Annotated in this window: 16 protein-coding genes and 1 other RNA gene; 7 read left to right on the top strand and 10 right to left on the bottom strand. The window is 27.9% G+C overall.

Annotation, left to right across the window (positions count from 1 at the left end):
- Positions 1-169: 169 nt before the first annotated feature.
- The 5 genes from JW646_RS12675 to pdxR form a co-directional block, all read right to left on the bottom strand.
- Positions 170-979, bottom strand: a complete 810-nt coding sequence (locus tag JW646_RS12675; RefSeq protein WP_228415368.1) for a metallophosphoesterase — start codon at positions 977-979, stop codon at positions 170-172.
- Positions 980-1,057: 78 nt separating this feature from the next.
- Positions 1,058-1,792: a hypothetical protein gene (locus JW646_RS12670; protein WP_074914642.1), complete on the bottom strand. Its 735-nt coding sequence runs from the start codon at positions 1,790-1,792 to the stop codon at positions 1,058-1,060.
- A 361-nt stretch (positions 1,793-2,153) separates the two neighbouring features.
- Positions 2,154-3,548 (bottom strand): aminopeptidase, encoded by a 1,395-nt coding sequence (locus JW646_RS12665; protein ID WP_228415367.1) that lies wholly within the window; start codon positions 3,546-3,548, stop codon positions 2,154-2,156.
- A 33-nt stretch (positions 3,549-3,581) separates the two neighbouring features.
- Positions 3,582-3,794 (bottom strand): DUF896 domain-containing protein, encoded by a 213-nt coding sequence (locus tag JW646_RS12660; protein WP_074914637.1) that lies wholly within the window; start codon positions 3,792-3,794, stop codon positions 3,582-3,584.
- Between the two features lie 25 nt (positions 3,795-3,819).
- Positions 3,820-5,241, bottom strand: coding sequence for a MocR-like pyridoxine biosynthesis transcription factor PdxR (gene pdxR, locus JW646_RS12655; RefSeq protein ID WP_074914635.1), 1,422 nt, complete (start codon positions 5,239-5,241; stop codon positions 3,820-3,822).
- 102 nt (positions 5,242-5,343) lie between these two features.
- On the opposite strand from pdxR, the gene JW646_RS12650 reads away from it, so the two are divergent.
- The 3 genes from JW646_RS12650 to JW646_RS12640 are packed head-to-tail and all read left to right on the top strand — an operon-like array spanning position 5,344 to position 8,174.
- Positions 5,344-6,138, top strand: a complete 795-nt coding sequence (locus JW646_RS12650) for a histidinol-phosphatase HisJ family protein (RefSeq protein ID WP_228415366.1) — start codon at positions 5,344-5,346, stop codon at positions 6,136-6,138.
- A 51-nt stretch (positions 6,139-6,189) separates the two neighbouring features.
- Positions 6,190-7,509, top strand: coding sequence for a polysaccharide biosynthesis protein (locus JW646_RS12645; protein ID WP_074914630.1), 1,320 nt, complete (start codon positions 6,190-6,192; stop codon positions 7,507-7,509).
- Positions 7,510-7,526: 17 nt separating this feature from the next.
- Positions 7,527-8,174, top strand: coding sequence for a hypothetical protein (locus JW646_RS12640; RefSeq protein WP_228415365.1), 648 nt, complete (start codon positions 7,527-7,529; stop codon positions 8,172-8,174).
- A gap of 91 nt (positions 8,175-8,265) precedes the next feature.
- On the opposite strand, the gene JW646_RS12635 is transcribed toward JW646_RS12640, so the two are convergent.
- Entirely contained in the window at positions 8,266-9,462 is a 1,197-nt protein-coding gene (locus JW646_RS12635) for an exosporium morphogenetic protein CdeC (protein ID WP_228415364.1), read from the bottom strand.
- A 175-nt stretch (positions 9,463-9,637) separates the two neighbouring features.
- Between JW646_RS12635 and JW646_RS12630 the strand changes: the two genes are divergently transcribed.
- The gene (locus JW646_RS12630) at positions 9,638-10,654 is read left to right on the top strand and encodes a hypothetical protein (RefSeq protein ID WP_228415363.1); all 1,017 of its coding nucleotides are present in this window, start codon (positions 9,638-9,640) and stop codon (positions 10,652-10,654) included.
- Between the two features lie 56 nt (positions 10,655-10,710).
- Here JW646_RS12630 and ssrS read toward each other — a convergent pair.
- Both ssrS and JW646_RS12620 read right to left on the bottom strand, forming a co-directional pair.
- Positions 10,711-10,895, bottom strand: a non-coding RNA gene (gene ssrS / locus JW646_RS12625) — 6S RNA.
- A 151-nt stretch (positions 10,896-11,046) separates the two neighbouring features.
- A complete protein-coding gene (locus JW646_RS12620) occupies positions 11,047-11,943 on the bottom strand; it encodes a hypothetical protein (protein ID WP_228415362.1) in 897 nt (298 codons plus the stop codon).
- A gap of 262 nt (positions 11,944-12,205) precedes the next feature.
- Here JW646_RS12620 and JW646_RS12615 point away from each other — a divergent pair, with 262 nt between their 5' ends.
- From JW646_RS12615 to JW646_RS12605, 3 genes are all read left to right on the top strand, one after another.
- Positions 12,206-12,997, top strand: coding sequence for a zinc dependent phospholipase C family protein (locus tag JW646_RS12615; RefSeq protein ID WP_074914618.1), 792 nt, complete (start codon positions 12,206-12,208; stop codon positions 12,995-12,997).
- Positions 12,998-13,112: 115 nt separating this feature from the next.
- Entirely contained in the window at positions 13,113-13,652 is a 540-nt protein-coding gene (locus JW646_RS12610) for a biotin transporter BioY (RefSeq protein WP_228415361.1), read from the top strand.
- A gap of 269 nt (positions 13,653-13,921) precedes the next feature.
- Positions 13,922-14,323, top strand: a complete 402-nt coding sequence (locus JW646_RS12605; RefSeq protein ID WP_074914615.1) for a hypothetical protein — start codon at positions 13,922-13,924, stop codon at positions 14,321-14,323.
- A gap of 114 nt (positions 14,324-14,437) precedes the next feature.
- Here JW646_RS12605 and JW646_RS12600 read toward each other — a convergent pair whose 3' ends face one another.
- Positions 14,438-15,079: a cyclodeaminase/cyclohydrolase family protein gene (locus JW646_RS12600; RefSeq protein ID WP_074914613.1), complete on the bottom strand. Its 642-nt coding sequence runs from the start codon at positions 15,077-15,079 to the stop codon at positions 14,438-14,440.
- Between the two features lie 46 nt (positions 15,080-15,125).
- A complete protein-coding gene (gene hutI / locus JW646_RS12595; RefSeq protein WP_228415360.1) occupies positions 15,126-16,391 on the bottom strand; it encodes an imidazolonepropionase in 1,266 nt (421 codons plus the stop codon).
- Positions 16,392-16,404 lie beyond the last annotated feature (13 nt).

Raw genomic sequence — 16,404 nt, 5'->3', positions numbered from 1 at the left:
CTTTACCCCCATCTTTAGTAAATTAAGAATAAGACTTTGTATGATCTAAGGTGATATATCCTCAAATTCAGTATACCAAAACTTATTTTTTATAACTATAGTTTAATGTCAAGTTTCCTAAGTATACAGTATTCTCATGTATTTTAGTAAGAATACAAAAACATACATCCTAATAATTTTTACTTTTCAATGTTATCTTAACAATTTCTGGCTTACAGTTAATTCTAAATAGTACCTTAGATCCACCCAGTCCTTTAGTAACTATCATAGTTGAATCATTTTTATCATATTTACCCAAATCATATTTTGGGAAAAATTTTCTATTTGGCGATAATAAACCTCCTACAATAGGTAGTCTAATTATGCCTCCATGTACATGGCCAGCTAAAATAAGGTCTCCACCCCATTTTTCATAATCATCAAAGTAAAAAGGTGTATGAGCTAATAAAATATTATACTCATTTTTATTTATAAATGGTAAGTTCTTTTGTAAAAAATTTTCTTCTAAATCTGTACTTTTATCCTTATCAAACAAGTATTTATAATATCCAAAGGGTATTGTTAATCCATAAATATTTATATGACTATTGCCTTTTTTTATTTGAACTTTTTCATTGTCTAAATGAATAGCACTTAAATCATGTAGTTTTTTAAAATACTCTTCATATAATTTTTTATATCTTTTTACTAAAGCTTTTTGTTCGTGGTTACCAGTAATATGATAAACCTTATATTTAGTGCTTAAATCTTTCAACAAATCTAATGAAACTTGAAAATTTTTATTTTCTCCGTCTATTATGTCTCCTGTAATAAGTACTACTTGAGGACTTATTTGGTCAATCTTATTAATTAGATTAATATTATTTTTACCAAAGGACTTATTATGTAAGTCACTTATTTGAACAATAACATAATCATTAAATTCTTGTGGTATTTTTTTATTTTCTATAATGTAATTGACTACTTCTAATTTACTCATTTGCGATTATTTTCACCTACAACTTTTCTTATTATAAAAAAGTTATAGATTTCATTAAAATCTATAACTTTTTTATAATTAATTATCTAGCATTATATACTTTATCTCATTTATGACTTCTTTTTTATTATCAAGAATTTTAATTTCTGATATTTTATTATCTTTTGTAAATATGGCTAGTAGCTTATCTTCGTTGTCCAATTTAAACACATTTATGGACTTTTCTACTTTGTCATATAAGTATGCATCATAAGATGGTTGTTTATGTCCTACTATAGTTGATATCTCCCTAGAATCATCACCAATAAACGTATTTAGTTTTTGGGTATCTAAGTGTGACATTTCAACTATCTCTCCATCATCATAACAATCTATAAGTATTTTAGATTTGTTAATGCCTTTAGTTATATTAGATCTAGAATTAGAATAATCCACAATTTGTGCATTTTTTACTATTTTATTTTTTAGATGTAGATATAAAGAAGTACTATTAGTATTTTCATCCGATACCTTCTTCAAGTAAACTAAATTTATATCTTCTAAATTTTCTGCATCATCTAGGGTATCTAAACTATCTATCTTATTTTTATCTATCCAATATGCTGTAGCATTAGGCTTTCCTAAATTACTTAAGACATAATCGTAATCTTTGTTTATTATTTCATTTACATCATTTTGAACTTTAGTCATAGTTTTTTGTTTAGTTGCTTCATCTGGCAAAGTTATGCCTTCATTTTGGACTTGATAATTGGAGCATCCCGTAAAAAGCATGGTTAAAATAATCAATGCAGATAATGATCTTTTAAGGTTCATAAATTAATCCTCCTTGTACCAAGTATAGGTAAATATTTTATTTTGTCTCACATAGATGATTTTTATCATTTTTTCTTATTTTTTAAATTATAACCTATAATTAACGGGAAATCATAACAAATATCATTCTGTAATTTTTTTGTAATACAAATTATGTCCCTGTATTTTTCTTATTATTAATATAACAAAAATTTCCTTAACAATCAACAACTCATATAGTTGCCATAAGTTTTATCTATTATTCTAGAAAGCTGTATCTGTTTTATTTACTGGGATTTAAACTTACTTATCAAAAAGTTAAATTTTTTTAATTACAATAAAAAAATCCTTCTATTTTATATTAAATAGAAGGATCTAAATTTTATAGATTTATGTTTAAGAAAGCCTTATAACCTCTATACATTTCAAATATATCTGCCTTTGAAGCAACTTCATAAGGTGCATGCATACTAAGTAATCCTACACCACAATCTAAAACCTCAGCACCGTAATTAGCCAATATATAAGCTACAGTACCTCCGCCTCCTTGATCAACTTTTCCAAGTTCTCCTGTTTGCCATACTACATTTTCTTTGTTAAATATTCTTCTTACTTCACAAACAAACTCTGCATTAGCATCACTTGTGCCACTTTTACCTCTTGAACCAGAGTATTTCATTATGGCAACACCTTTACCCATATGAGCTGAGTTAGCTTTTTCATATGCTGAAGAGAAGTTTGGATCATAAGCTGCATTAACATCTCCAGATAATATTCTAGATCTTGACATAGCTCTTTTTATTTTTAAGTCAGAATAATTCCCTTGTAAGTTTATTAATTCTGCCACAGTATTTTCAAAGAATTTTGAGTGCATTCCTGTATTGCCATAAGAACCTGTTTCTTCTTTATCAACACATAATGTAACTGCTGTATACTCTGGCTTTTCAGTTTCAAATATTGCTTTTACACCTGCAAAGGCACATACTCTGTCATCTTGTCCATAGGATATAACCATTGATTTGTCTATTCCTAAGTCCTTAGCTCTTCCTGCTGGAACTACTTCTATTTCAGCACTTAAAAAATCTTCCTCAGTAATTTTATATTTTTCGTTTAACAACTTTAACATATTGTATTTTACAGTTGCATTTTCTTCTTCATCAAAAGGAATACTTCCTATTAGTACGTTTAAATCTTCTCCACCAATAGCTTCACTTACTTTCTTTTGATTTTGTTCTGATGATAAGTGAGGTAATAAGTCATTTATGCAAAATACTGGATCTTCTTCATCATCGCCTATGGCTATATCAACTTTAGTACCATCTTGTAAAATTGCTACTCCATATAGTGCAAGTGGCATTGATACCCATTGATATTTTTTTATCCCACCATAGTAATGAGTTTTGAAATATGCCATATTATCATCTTCGTATAATGGATTTTGTTTTAAATCTAGTCTTGGTGAATCTATATGAGAAGCAATTATCTTCATACCTTCTTCTATATCTTTTTCACCAATTACAAATAAAGCTACACCCTTATCCTTATTTTCAGCGAAAATTTTATCTCCAGATGCTATTTTCCCTTTTTTAATTACTTCTTCTATAGATATAAAGCCTTGTGATAATGCTAGTCTAATAATCTCCCTAGCGCAAAGTCTCTCTGTTTTACCTTTGTTTAAGAAATCAATATATTCTTTTGAGTATGACATAACATTTTCCATATTATTCATTTCTTTTATAACTTTCCAACCATTTGCAAATTCATATTTTAAATTCATATTGAGCTCCTTAATTTATATATTTTATCAAAGCTAGTTTTGATTTTTCTTCGTTAATTCATCGTACTCTTCTTGGCTATGTACAACTTTAACATTTTCAAGTCTAGATTTAAAGTGTGCTCTAAAGTTTTCTAAGTATTCTTTTCTCAATACTTCTCTTTCTGCTAACTCTTCTTTTGTTAATCCCTCTTCTTTATTTTTTTTAGCTAAAAAATTTATTCTGTCTAGTTTCTTTTGATCAAACATTTTTTCCTCCTATTATTTTCACTTATTAATAAAATATTTTATTACTTCTTATATCTTCTCCATTTTTATAAGATGTAATAAATTCTTCTAAATTATTTTCTATTATAGTTATTCCCTTTTCTATATCCTCAATTGTTTCATTTGCTATGTTAATTCTAAAAAACCTGTCATCCATTATATTATCAAAAAAATAAGTTCCTGGTGTAATACAAACTCCCTTTTCTAGCATAAAATTGTAGAAAACTTGAGATGAATATCCTCTTGGTAATTCAATAAAAAAGTTTAGCCCACCTTGAGATTTGCATATTTTTAACTTGTCTCCTAATTTTTCTTCTAATAAAATTTTTGTTTTTCTATATTTTTTAGTATAAATTTTATCTATACTTTTTAAATATTCTTCCCAATTAAAATACTTCATATAATAGTACATAGACTTTTGTATAAGTCCTGGTGTTGATATATCTGAAGAATATTTTGCCCAAAGTATTTTCTTTTGCAGTTCTCTTGGTATATCAACTATACCAATTCTAAGACCTGGCATAAGTATTTTTGAAAAAGATTTAATATAAATAACTCTATTTTTCATATCGTAACTTTTAAGTGGTCTGTTATCTTTACTATCAAAAGCAAAGTCACTTATAAAGTCGTCCTCCAAAATATAAAAATCATATTTTTCACTTAGTTCTATTAGCTTCTTTTTCTTATATTCACTATATGATATTCCACTTGGATTTTGAAAATTAGGCATAACATATATTAATTTAGGTTTTATTTTTTCTAACTTAAGCTTTAATATACCTATATCTATACCATCATCTAACATGGGAATAGTAATTATTTTTGCACCTCTACTTTTGAATACTTCTAAAGCACCATTGTAGGTTGGCTCTTCAACAAATACCACATCTGAATAATTTATAAGTCCTTTACAAACTATATCTATACCTTGTTGTGCACCTGAAATTATCTGTATGTTATCTTTATTAGTATTTATTCTTTTCTTCTTTAAATATGTACTTAATTCTTCTCTTAGCTCTTCAGAACCTTTTCCTTCATCATATTCAAAAATAGCTGCTCCATCATTTTCTAGTGCCATATTTATGGCTGATTTAAAATTATCTAAAGGAAACACATCTTTTGATGGATTGCCACTATCAAAATGTATCATATCCTTATAGTTTTCCAAATTTACTTCTTTATTTATCTTTATAGAAGAAACAAAAGTTCCACTACCGATTATTTTGTATACGTAACCTTCTTTTTCTAACAGCTCGTATACCTTAACAACAGTAGCATTATTAACACTTATAAAATCTGCTAACTTTCTAATTGGTGGCAGTTTTTCATGTTCATTTATTTTTCCCCCAACAATCATTTCTTTTATATGATTATAAATTTGAATATATTTACTATTATTATCATCTAATTCTAATTTGTATTTATCCATTTAATCACCACTTACTTATTTTTAGATTTATTGATGTTTAAATATGTATTTGTTATCATTAATATATATAATACCAAATTTTTTATGAAAGGGGAAATAATAATGTTCTACGACTATCACATGCATTGTAACTTCTCTCCAGATAGTAAAACTCCCATAGAAAAAATGATTGAAACTTCTATTAACTTAGGTCTAGAAGAAATATGTTTTACAGATCATATGGATTATGATGTAAATCAAACAGATAAATTTGTTGTAAATTACGAAAAATATTTACATACACTAGAATCAATGCAAAAAAAATACGAAAATAAAATAAAAATAAAAAAGGGGATTGAATTAGGATTACAACCTCATCTTGTAGACAGATATAATGAGGATATGAAAAATCACAAATTTGACTTTATATTATGTTCCCAACATGCTATAAATAAAAATGATTTATACTACGATGAATATTTTAAAGATAAAAATCAACATGAGGCTTATGAGATCTATTACAAAACTTTATACGATATAGTTAAAAACTTTAATAACTATAGTGTTTTAGGTCATTTAGATTTAGTCAAAAGATATGGAGATTATGAAAATCTTCTTGGAGATAGCTTTTACATGGACATTATAGAGTCCATATTAAAAGAAGCCATATATAATGGTAAAGGTATAGAAGTAAATACTTCTTGTTTTAGATATAACTTACCTGATTTAACACCTTCAAGAAACATAATCTCTCTTTACAAAGAACTAGGGGGAGAAATTATTACTACAGGTTCTGATGCTCACTCTCCTTCTTATATTTCTTGTAAATTTGATTATGTATATTCCTATTTAAAAGATTTAGGATTTAAATATATTTCTACTTTTGATAATTTAAAACCAAATTTTATAAAATTATAATTATTTTTTCACCTCCACAAGAATACATTTTTAGTATGTGGAGGTGATTTTTTGAGAATTCCTAATTTGGTTTTATCAACGATAATACTATTCATATCAAACCTAATAGTAAGAATATTAGGCTTTTTATATAAAATATTTCTATCACGGGTCATGGGGGATGTTGGACTTGGAATATATCATATGGTCTTCAATTTTTTAATGATATGTATTGCTCTCACCACCACAGGTATTCCCACTGCCCTTTCTTGCTTGGTTGCAAAGGAAAGTGCTTTAAAAGATAAAAAAGATGCAAATATATTTTTTATATCCACTTTATATATGGCATTTTTTATATCTTTGTTAATTTCATTATTAGTTTCTTTTAATAGTACATATTTATCTTTTAGACTTTTGCAGGATGAAAATTTAAATTTATTTATTCTTTCCATATGTCCAGCTATAGTTATAATTACTATTTCAAACGTATTAAGAGGATATTTTTATGGAATAAAAAAGGTTATGGTTCCTGCTATAGGTCAGATTATTGAACAAGTTACAAGAATTTTATTTGTATTTTTATTGGCAATGTACATAAGTGATAAGGCTATGATTTGTTATGTAACACTTCTTGGTATTTCCTTTGGGGAGGCAACCAATGTGATTTATATGAGTATTTGCCTGTACAAAGAATCATCCTTATACAATAAATTTACTATAAGACTTAAAGATTTTTATAATTCTTCTATGGAAACTTTAAAAATGGCTCTGCCTATTACATGTAATAGAATGTCTTCTGTTATTTTACAATCCGTAAGTTCTATGATAGTACCTTCTAGGTTGGTTTTGTCTGGAATATCATATACACAGTCCATAGGTCTTTACGGTATTGTTTGTGGTATGGTAATGCCCTTTGTATATCTTCCTTTTACCATAGGCTCTGCTCTTGTAGTAAATTTAATTCCAAGCATCTCTCAAGAGGTTGCTTTAAATAAAATTAAAAATGTAAAAATAAAAATATACTATGCTGTTGTTTTAACTGTATGTGTAGGCATTATATCTGCTTTATTTTTTTATTTCTTCGGAGAAGAATTATGTTTAATAGTTTTTAGCAATAAAACTGCTGGAATTTACTTGAAATCCATGTTTCTAGCTCCTCTTTTTCTTAGTTTAAATCAAACTTTATCGGGAATACTTCATTCCATAAGAAAAGAGGTTATATCTAGTGTAAATACTATTGTTGGCATGGTTATTCAGGTTATTGCTATTTATTTCTTATTACCTATACCTAGTTTAAATATGTATGCCTATATTTATGCTATAACTGCCACATCTATTTTTACAACTCTTCTCCATAGTGTAGTTTTAATAAAAGCATTGAAAAAAATGTAGGGAAAGTAGGTGAAAATTTGATTAATAATATAAAACCATTTTATGTTTACGAAGAAAATAACTCCTTATTTATAAAAAATATTAATGAGAAAATAGATAAAATTTCAAATAATGTTATCTCTTATTGTGCAAATTTTGATGATAATAATTTTATTCATATTTGTACCATTGATACAAAAGGAAAACTTATTCACTTTATGTACAAAGATGGGAAAGTAAGAAGAAGATCTCTTTGTAAAGTCTGTAACAATACAAATAGCTTAAAAAACATGAGGCTTTTTATTATTCAAAATATTTTAAATGTATTTTTAGTTGAGGAATCTCCTATTAAAGATAATTACTATAGAGTATCCCATTATAATTTTAGCCCTAGCAATTATCACCTTCATAAATACCACATTAATAATATTGTTAAAAATGGCGAATGTATTTATAGATTAAACATCGATAACATGAGTAATATGATTTTAACTTATAACTCTATTGTAAATAATAATAGGTCTGATATTAATACTAAAACTTTAATTTTTAATTATAGTAATAAAAAATGGGTATCAACTCATAATTTGTTTAGAAGTAGCAAGACTTTTTATGATTTTAAATCTGCTTCAACTATTAAAGATGATATATTCGAATATTGCTATAGTATTAATTATAAAAATTAAAAATAAAAGGACTATCAAAATTGATAGTCCTTTCTTTTAGTAGAGTAAAATTAAATAATTATCTTATAGGAAGTTTCTAAGGAAATTCAAGTTAGTTTAATCCACAACTTGGGAAGTTACATACATTAGCAAAAGTATCAACTACTCTTGGCTCTACGCCTCCAGATATACCCAATACTACTACTCTATCACTTATTAAAACACTTACGGTTTCTTCTACACAACAAATTAAATCTATTCCACTTGGTATATTTAATTCAAAACAATCACAGTCACATCCGCAGCAATCTTGTGCACATAAATGAGCTTTTGATATACAGTCAACTGTTAAAGCAGTTTGATAATCTTGTCTTAATTTAAATGGTCTTCCATCAGATGGACAACAAATTCTAGCTGCCAAAGTATTATATCTAAATTCTACAGAGTCAACTCTACATAATTGACCACCCATTTTCTTTACTGCTGGATAAGCAAAAGCAACTATCTTAGTACATCCACAGTGTCCTCTTAGTTCAAGAACTAAATCATTAGCTACAACAGTTAATCCTCTTTCTTTGTAAGATACACTTTGACCTTTGTTTTGTCTACAGCAAGTTTTATTTTTATCTGGGCAAACTGCATATTCAAATACTGTATCGCAAGGTGCATTATTTTCTATTTCTGCTATTTCAAAATCTTCTACTGTTGGTATTCCAGGCATAACTTCTAATGATGAATAGTTCATGCATACTTCATCAATTATAACATTTGCTATTCCTGCAGATGGAACTCCTCCATTAACTTCTACTACATCGTAATCAAAGTATAAAGGTTCTCCATTTGGTCCTGTTGCATCTGTAAATATTTGGAACTGAACTGCATCATATATTCTCTCTGCTTCTATTGCTACTGGACAAGCATTCTTAGTAGAGAAAGTTGGGTTAAGTCCATTACAGCATTCATTGTTAGCACAAATATTTTCTACGCAAGTATCACTTTCTGCTTCACATGGTTCACAATCTGGTTTGCATGGTTTTTTGCACTCACAAACACATTCACATTCAAGAGTTTCATGTTCATGCTTTGGATGACATTTTTTCTCATGACTTATAGGTTGAGTTTGTTCATGGTTGCAACAATTATTATTATTTGTATTATTTGTGTTATTTGTGTTATTTGTATTGTTTTTGCATTTGCATCCTCTTTCAAGCTCATCTATTTCTACTGTGGCTTCTTCTTGGCAAGTATTTTTCATAGCAGACATTTGTTTGTTATACATTTTTCTCTTACTTCTTTTTAGGTCGTTCATTTTTTATTATCCCCCTTAAATGATATTTATTAAATGTCCTGGCTTTGTAAGCCTAATTAATATTATGCTTTTTGAGGGCTAAGTGTGACTTATGTATAGTTAAACATAACAAAAAGTAGAATAAAAATTTTTTTTGTAAATATATTATAGTATGAACTTTTTTAGGAGGTTTGAAATGAGTTTTATAAATGAACGTTGCGCTATAATTAGGCGAAGTTACAAAGATATGTTTTATATGTATTTAGACATGGATGGTCTTTACTATAATTATTATGATGTTAGAGGTTATATTGTTCATAGAGATAAATTGATTAGTGATACAAATTTAGACTTTACTAGATACTCATTTTCCCTTGATAAAGATAATAATGTTTACTGTATTTATTGCGACAAATCTTTGCAAGTTCTTGAGTGTAAAGATAATTCCTATGTTTTTACTCAAAGGGAATATGTGACTTATAATTATAAGAAATTTAATTTAGCATTTCCTTATGTAAAATATACCGATGGCAATCCTCATATTTTTTATTATGTTTTTAATAATAACTCTACTAGTACATGTGCTCTATTTCATCATTACAAACATAATGATTACTGGATAGAAAATAAAATTGATTTTATAAATCATATTGTTTTAGATAGCTTTACAGTACTTTGGAATGAATCAGTTCCAACTATTTTTTACTTTAATTTAGTAAATGGGTGTGAGGAAGTTTTAGCATCTAGGTTTAATCTTGGTACTTTTACTTGGAGTGACCCTGTTCAAATAACAAATACAGGTAAGAATAAACTTTATTTAAGTGGAATAAGAGATAGTATTAATTTTTATCATCTTTGCTTTTGCGAAAATGAGGAAAATGGATATGCTGTTAAGTACGTAAACGGATATCTAAATGAAAATAAATTTAACCTGGATACATCCTCTTATTTATGTGAACCTTCTACTTGCATGTATCCTTCCATAGTAAAAGTTGATAATACTCTCTTTGTATCATGGGTTAATTTTAATAAGTTACTTACTTCTAACTCTAAAAATTCTGGTAAATCCTGGTCTCAACCTGTAATTGATGAATATTCTGCTGAGGATAAATTTATAAGATCATCATTTTATTCTAATTATGAGGAAGATTTGAAATACAATGTAAGTAATGTTTTTTCAACACTTAATGACGTGGGTATTTTAGGAATTTAGTATATAAGATTAAAAATTTGCAAAATAAAAATGTTGCTAAAAAATAGCAACATTTTTTTATTCCCAAGGCACCGTTGGTCCCATAAATTCAGACCCGAGAATCTCCCAGGTGGGTGACCTGCTTGCAAGTTTAAATTCCTTTATATAAATATAATGGCCTCTTACTATTGCAAGACCCGATCTCCCGTATAGTGCATGTCGGTTGAATTTAAAGGTTACCACTCGTATGTCTCAGGAGTTTTTTCTTTTTTGTTTATATTTATTATAATACAAAAGTCGAAATAATTAAAGTAGTTTATTCTGTAAAAGTTTTTAATTTTAAGATATTTTTACAATATCTAGTAATTTAACTTATGTAAGTATCCAATTGTCATCTAAAATAGTGTATTTCATCACATTTGTTTTTTCCTTCTGCTTTTACTTTTTTTAGATTTACTTTTACTATGTTTTTTATTATTTGTCATAGCTTTGTTCACTTCCAAATATTGATCATAATCATCTACTAAATCCTCATCTTCTTCTACTTCTATATAATCATATTCTTTCTCTTCTTCCTCTTCATCATCATCTAAACTTCTCAATAAACTTCCTAATAATTTCAAGTTGCTAATACTTCCTAAATTATTAATATCTGCAAGAGAACTTAAACTAAATCCTCCACCTTCTTCTCCATCTGGTAAAAATAACTCTGCAAATAAATCTATCATTTTTTTCATTTCAAGAGCTTTTTCCACAGATTGTTTTTTCTTTTCTGGGAAAACTTCTATTATTTCTTTAATCATCATATTTTTCTTATCTTCTTCATCCATGCTTCTGAAAAATTCACTTTCATCTTCTTCGCTCAATATATTAATGTCATTTAATTTTTTTATTCCTTTTACTAAGTCAAGAACACTTTCCAGCTTTATAAGTATATTTCTTTCATCTTTATTCATATACTTCTTAGTTCTTGTTATAATTTCCATTCCTCTATCTAAATCTTCTTCACTTAGATCCATTAAATTGATACCTTTGTTAACGTCCGTAATATCAAATTTCAAAATATTTTTAATAGGATCATTCTTTTTTTCTCTAGTAGGATCTTTGCTTCGTGTTTTCTTTTTTATTTTTTTAACTTTTCTAACTGTTGGACCACTTCTTTTATTTTGATTACTTTTAACATTTGGCTCTATAACATCCACTTTTGTCGACTCCTCTGCACGCTTATTTGATTTATTTTTATTATCAAATAATGATACATTACCATTACTTAATACCATCATTGCAAGTATTAACAGTAAATTGTTCACACAAGTCACCCCTTAATATTACTACCCCTTCTTAATAAAATATGAATCCTAAATAATATGTGTTACATTTTTAATATCCTAATGCAAATATATTTTTATAACAATTTATTTATCTTAATTAATCCAACTACCTTATTTACAAATTACTTCTATATATTAATACTATGAGAAAAATTCCATATATATTATAGAAAGTAATTTTTTTCTTCGAAAGTTGATATACTAAGTCTTATACATAACATTTTATTTGGAGGTAGTAGCTATGCCTGGAACTTATGCTCATTATACTTTTGGAAAAAAAGTTTTAGATCAAGTAGATGATGAAATTTCTAAAATCATTTCAAAAAATATGGAACTCTTTTTTATAGGACTTCATGGTCCAGATATTTTCTTTTACTACAAGCCAATACTATATCACAATCCAACAAATAAATTAGGACATGATGTTCACTACGAAAAGGCCAATGTATTTTTTGAAAAATCAAGGAACATAATAGAAGACTCTAAGGATCAAGAAAAATCCCTAGCTTATATATTTGGATTTTTGTGCCATTTTATCTTAGACAGTGAGTGTCATCCTTATATAAATAAAATAATTAAAGAGGAGAAATTGTCTCATACTGAAGTTGAATCTGAATTTGATAAATTGTTAATATATAAAGAAGGTAAAAACCCCTTTGACATAGACTTAACTACTCATATTCATGCAGATAGTACTCTGTCCGAAGTTATATCACCTTTTTTTAATACGTCCACTTCTAAAATAACAAGGGCCCTTAGCTCCATGAAATTTTATAACTCTATTTTTAATACACCAAATAAGTTAAGTAGATTTATTATTTTTTCTGGACTTAAAATTGTAGCCCTTTATAACAAATTACATGGTATATTTTTTAACTTAAATGAAAACCCCAAATGCAAAAGCATATGTGTTAATATTGAATCTTTATATGATAACTCTATTAGTAAGGCTGCTTGTATGTTAGAGGACTTTTATTTATCTATTAAAAATAATTCTCCTTTTCCAGAAAGGTTAAATAGGAACTTTGAATAAGCATGAATAAATTTATATATAAATATTCTTGATTTTTTATTTTTTTCCTATATAATTAAGTTAACCATATATTTTTACAGGTTAACCTAAACAATAATTATTAAGGAGGATTATTATGAAACTTTCAACTAAAGAACTTATACTCTGTGCTCTTTTTGCTGCTATAATATCAATTTTAGCTCAAATTTCAATACCATTGCCTTTTACAACAGTTCCACTTACTATGTTAATTTTTGCTGTAGCTGTAACAGGATTAATTCTAGGATCTAAATTAGGTGCTATTTCTGTTTTGATTTATTTATTACTAGGCGGAATAGGCTTGCCAGTATTTGCTCAATTTTCAGCTGGCTTAGGTGTTTTATTTGGACCAACAGGAGGATATTTATTAGGACTTCCTTTAATGGTTTATATAGTAGGTTTTGGCAAAGAGAAATTTTCATCACCTATAGTAATTTTTTTATCTCTAGTAATAGGATTAATTAGTGTTTATATAACAGGAACTTTAATGTTTTCAGCAATTACTGGAAATACAATTTACCAAAGCATACTATATTGTGTAGCTCCTTTCGCTTTTGTAGATTTAATAAAATTAGTATTGGCCTACACTATAGGCTTATCTGTTTCAAAGAGAGTATCTTTCAATCCTACATTTTAATAGAAAATAATTTAATCAAAATTTATATATGATATGCTCCCTTCACAGTGACAGTTTTACTATTTCAACTGCCTACTATAAAAGGAGCATATCATTTTTTTATTATTATTTAATATACTTATATTAAAGATTTATTTTAGAAGAGTAACACGATTAAAACTCTTATGCATATATTAAATAATAAGTTAATTAATACTAGGCTAAATATACAATATTTGAACATATAGTTTGCAAATCTAAATAAAAAGTAATATGGAAAGGAGTTTGCTATGAAGAAAGTAGATCCAAAGACTCTTGAAAAATTCGCTAAAGAGAAAAATATTGATAAAAACAAAGTTGAAAAAATAGCTGAAGGTTATAAAGGAAAATCAGAGGATGAACTTATTGATGAACTTGTAAAAATCGGTAAAAACTTAAAGGGTAAAGATGAAGTAGTCTCTAAATTCAAAAACTTCTTAGATCCAAAACAGCAAGAGAAGCTTGACACTATAATGAATAAAATAACAGATGCTGAAGTACAAGAAAAAGTTAAGAAAAATACTAAAAAGACTAAGTCTATTAATAAAAATAATAATACCCAGGTTGAAGAAAGTACACCTGCTACTAAGAAAAAGGTTAAAAAAGTTAAAAGAGTTAAAAAATCATCTAGAGATAGCTCCTCTAACAATTAAATTATCAATAAATAGAAAAATCCAACAATATTTATATTGTTGGATTTTTTATATTATTCCATTAGATTACTAGTTACATCTTATATCCTTAAATTGAAGGATGGGTTTTCTATATTATTCTATTGCACCGTGTACCTTATCTAATATTTTATCTCTTACTTCTTTTCCTTGCTTTAACATTTCTGCACAACTGTCAGCATATTTTTTTGCAAGCTCTTTATTTTCTAAGCCCATAAGGTTAACTTTCACATTTAGTATGGCACCCTCAAGCCCTGTACAAAGCATCAATGTTCCCACACCAATGTCAGTAATAGCATTTTGGTTTCCATTGTCTACTAAAAATTCTAACTCTTTCATTGCGTCTAATGACAATGAAGCTGTCTTATATGGTACTTTTATAGAGTATAATGTTGCATCAGCCATAGCCTGTTGTCTTTCTGTTATTTGTTTAAAAGTATCCTTTGGCATTTTTAAAGCTTTCATAAACTCATTGAAAGACTGAGTGTCTTCATCTATAAGCTTACTCATTTCTTCTCTTATTTTTCCCAATTTATTAAACTTAACTTCAAATTCTTCTTTTACAGCCTGATCTAAAGCTTCGTATTTCTTTTTACCAAAGCTTAGATGAGCCATCATTCTAGAAAGACCAATACCTATATCAGAAGCAAGAGCAGCCACTGAACCACCACCTGGTGCTGGCGAATTTGAATCTACTTCATTTGTAAAGTTTGTAACTGTCATATCTATTAATTTCATATACATCCCCCTAAAAAATTTCCATGCTCATGCTTTTGGAAATGTTTTAATAAACTACATGCTTGTTTTTAACCACAAGTCTTCCTTCTTTATAAACCCTATCTATATGGTTTATTCCAAAGTGGTACATTAAATATTCCACATTTGGTGCATCAAATACAGCAATATCAGCTTTTTTACCTACTTCAATAGAACCTATTTCTGTTGCTCTATCTACACAGTGAGCTGCATTTATTGTTACTGCTGTTAATACTTCATTTGGCGTCATTTTTAAATTTAAGCATCCAAGCTGCATTACAAGTTGTAAGTTTTCACTTGGACAACTTCCTGGATTATAATCACTTGATAAGCTTATTGGAACATTTAAATCAATCATTTTTCTTCCATCTGCAGATGGTTTATTTAGATTAAATGATGTTCCTGGAAGAATATTTGCTATAACACCCTTCTCTGCCATGTCTTTTAGGCCTTGTTCACTGGCAGCCATTAAATGATCTGCCGATATGCACCCAAGCTTAGCAGCAAGTTCTGCTCCACCTATAGGAACAATTTCATCAGCATGAATCTTTAATTTATAGCCCATTTCCTTTGCTTTGCTAAGTATGTAGTCACTTTCCTCCACTGAAAATACTCCTTCTTCACAAAATACATCGCAAAATTCAGCTAAACCCAGTTCTTTAACTTTCGGCATAATTTCTTCCACCAATAATTTAATATATGCATCACTGTTTGACTTATATTCCACTGGTACTGCATGTGCTCCTAAAAATGTATGTACTAAATCTACAGGGTGATCTTTGTCTAATTTATGAGCCACTTGAAGTTGCTTAACTTCTGTTTCAAGTTCTAGACCATATCCACTCTTTTCTTCCACAGTAGTTACGCCAAACTCTAACATTCTATCTAAACTTTTTTTTGCTTTTTTATATAATTCATCAAAGGTAGCTTTCTTTGTAGAGTTTACTGTGCTTAGAATTCCTCCACCCTCTTGTAAAATCTGAATATAAGGTACACCATTTAGTTTTTTTGAAAATTCATTTTCTCTAGAACCTCCATGAACTAAATGAGTGTGAGAGTCAACAAGACCAGGAGTCACAAGCATTCCACTTGCATCATCTATTATAGTATTTTCTCCTACTAAGGCTTTATAATCTTCACCAGTTCCAACTTTGAAAATTTTACCTTCAACTACTGCAATATAAGCATTTTCCAATATTGTTAGCTCATTCATTTCCTTTCCTGTTTTAGGCAAGAATGAACCTTCCATAGTAACTAATTTTCCTATGTTTTTTATAATTAAATCCATTTTCATTTTGATCTACTCC

The sequence above is a fragment of the Terrisporobacter hibernicus genome, assembly GCF_020809405.1.
GTDB classification, from domain to species: domain Bacteria; phylum Bacillota; class Clostridia; order Peptostreptococcales; family Peptostreptococcaceae; genus Terrisporobacter; species Terrisporobacter petrolearius.
This window is presented reverse-complemented; position numbering and strand designations above follow the sequence as displayed.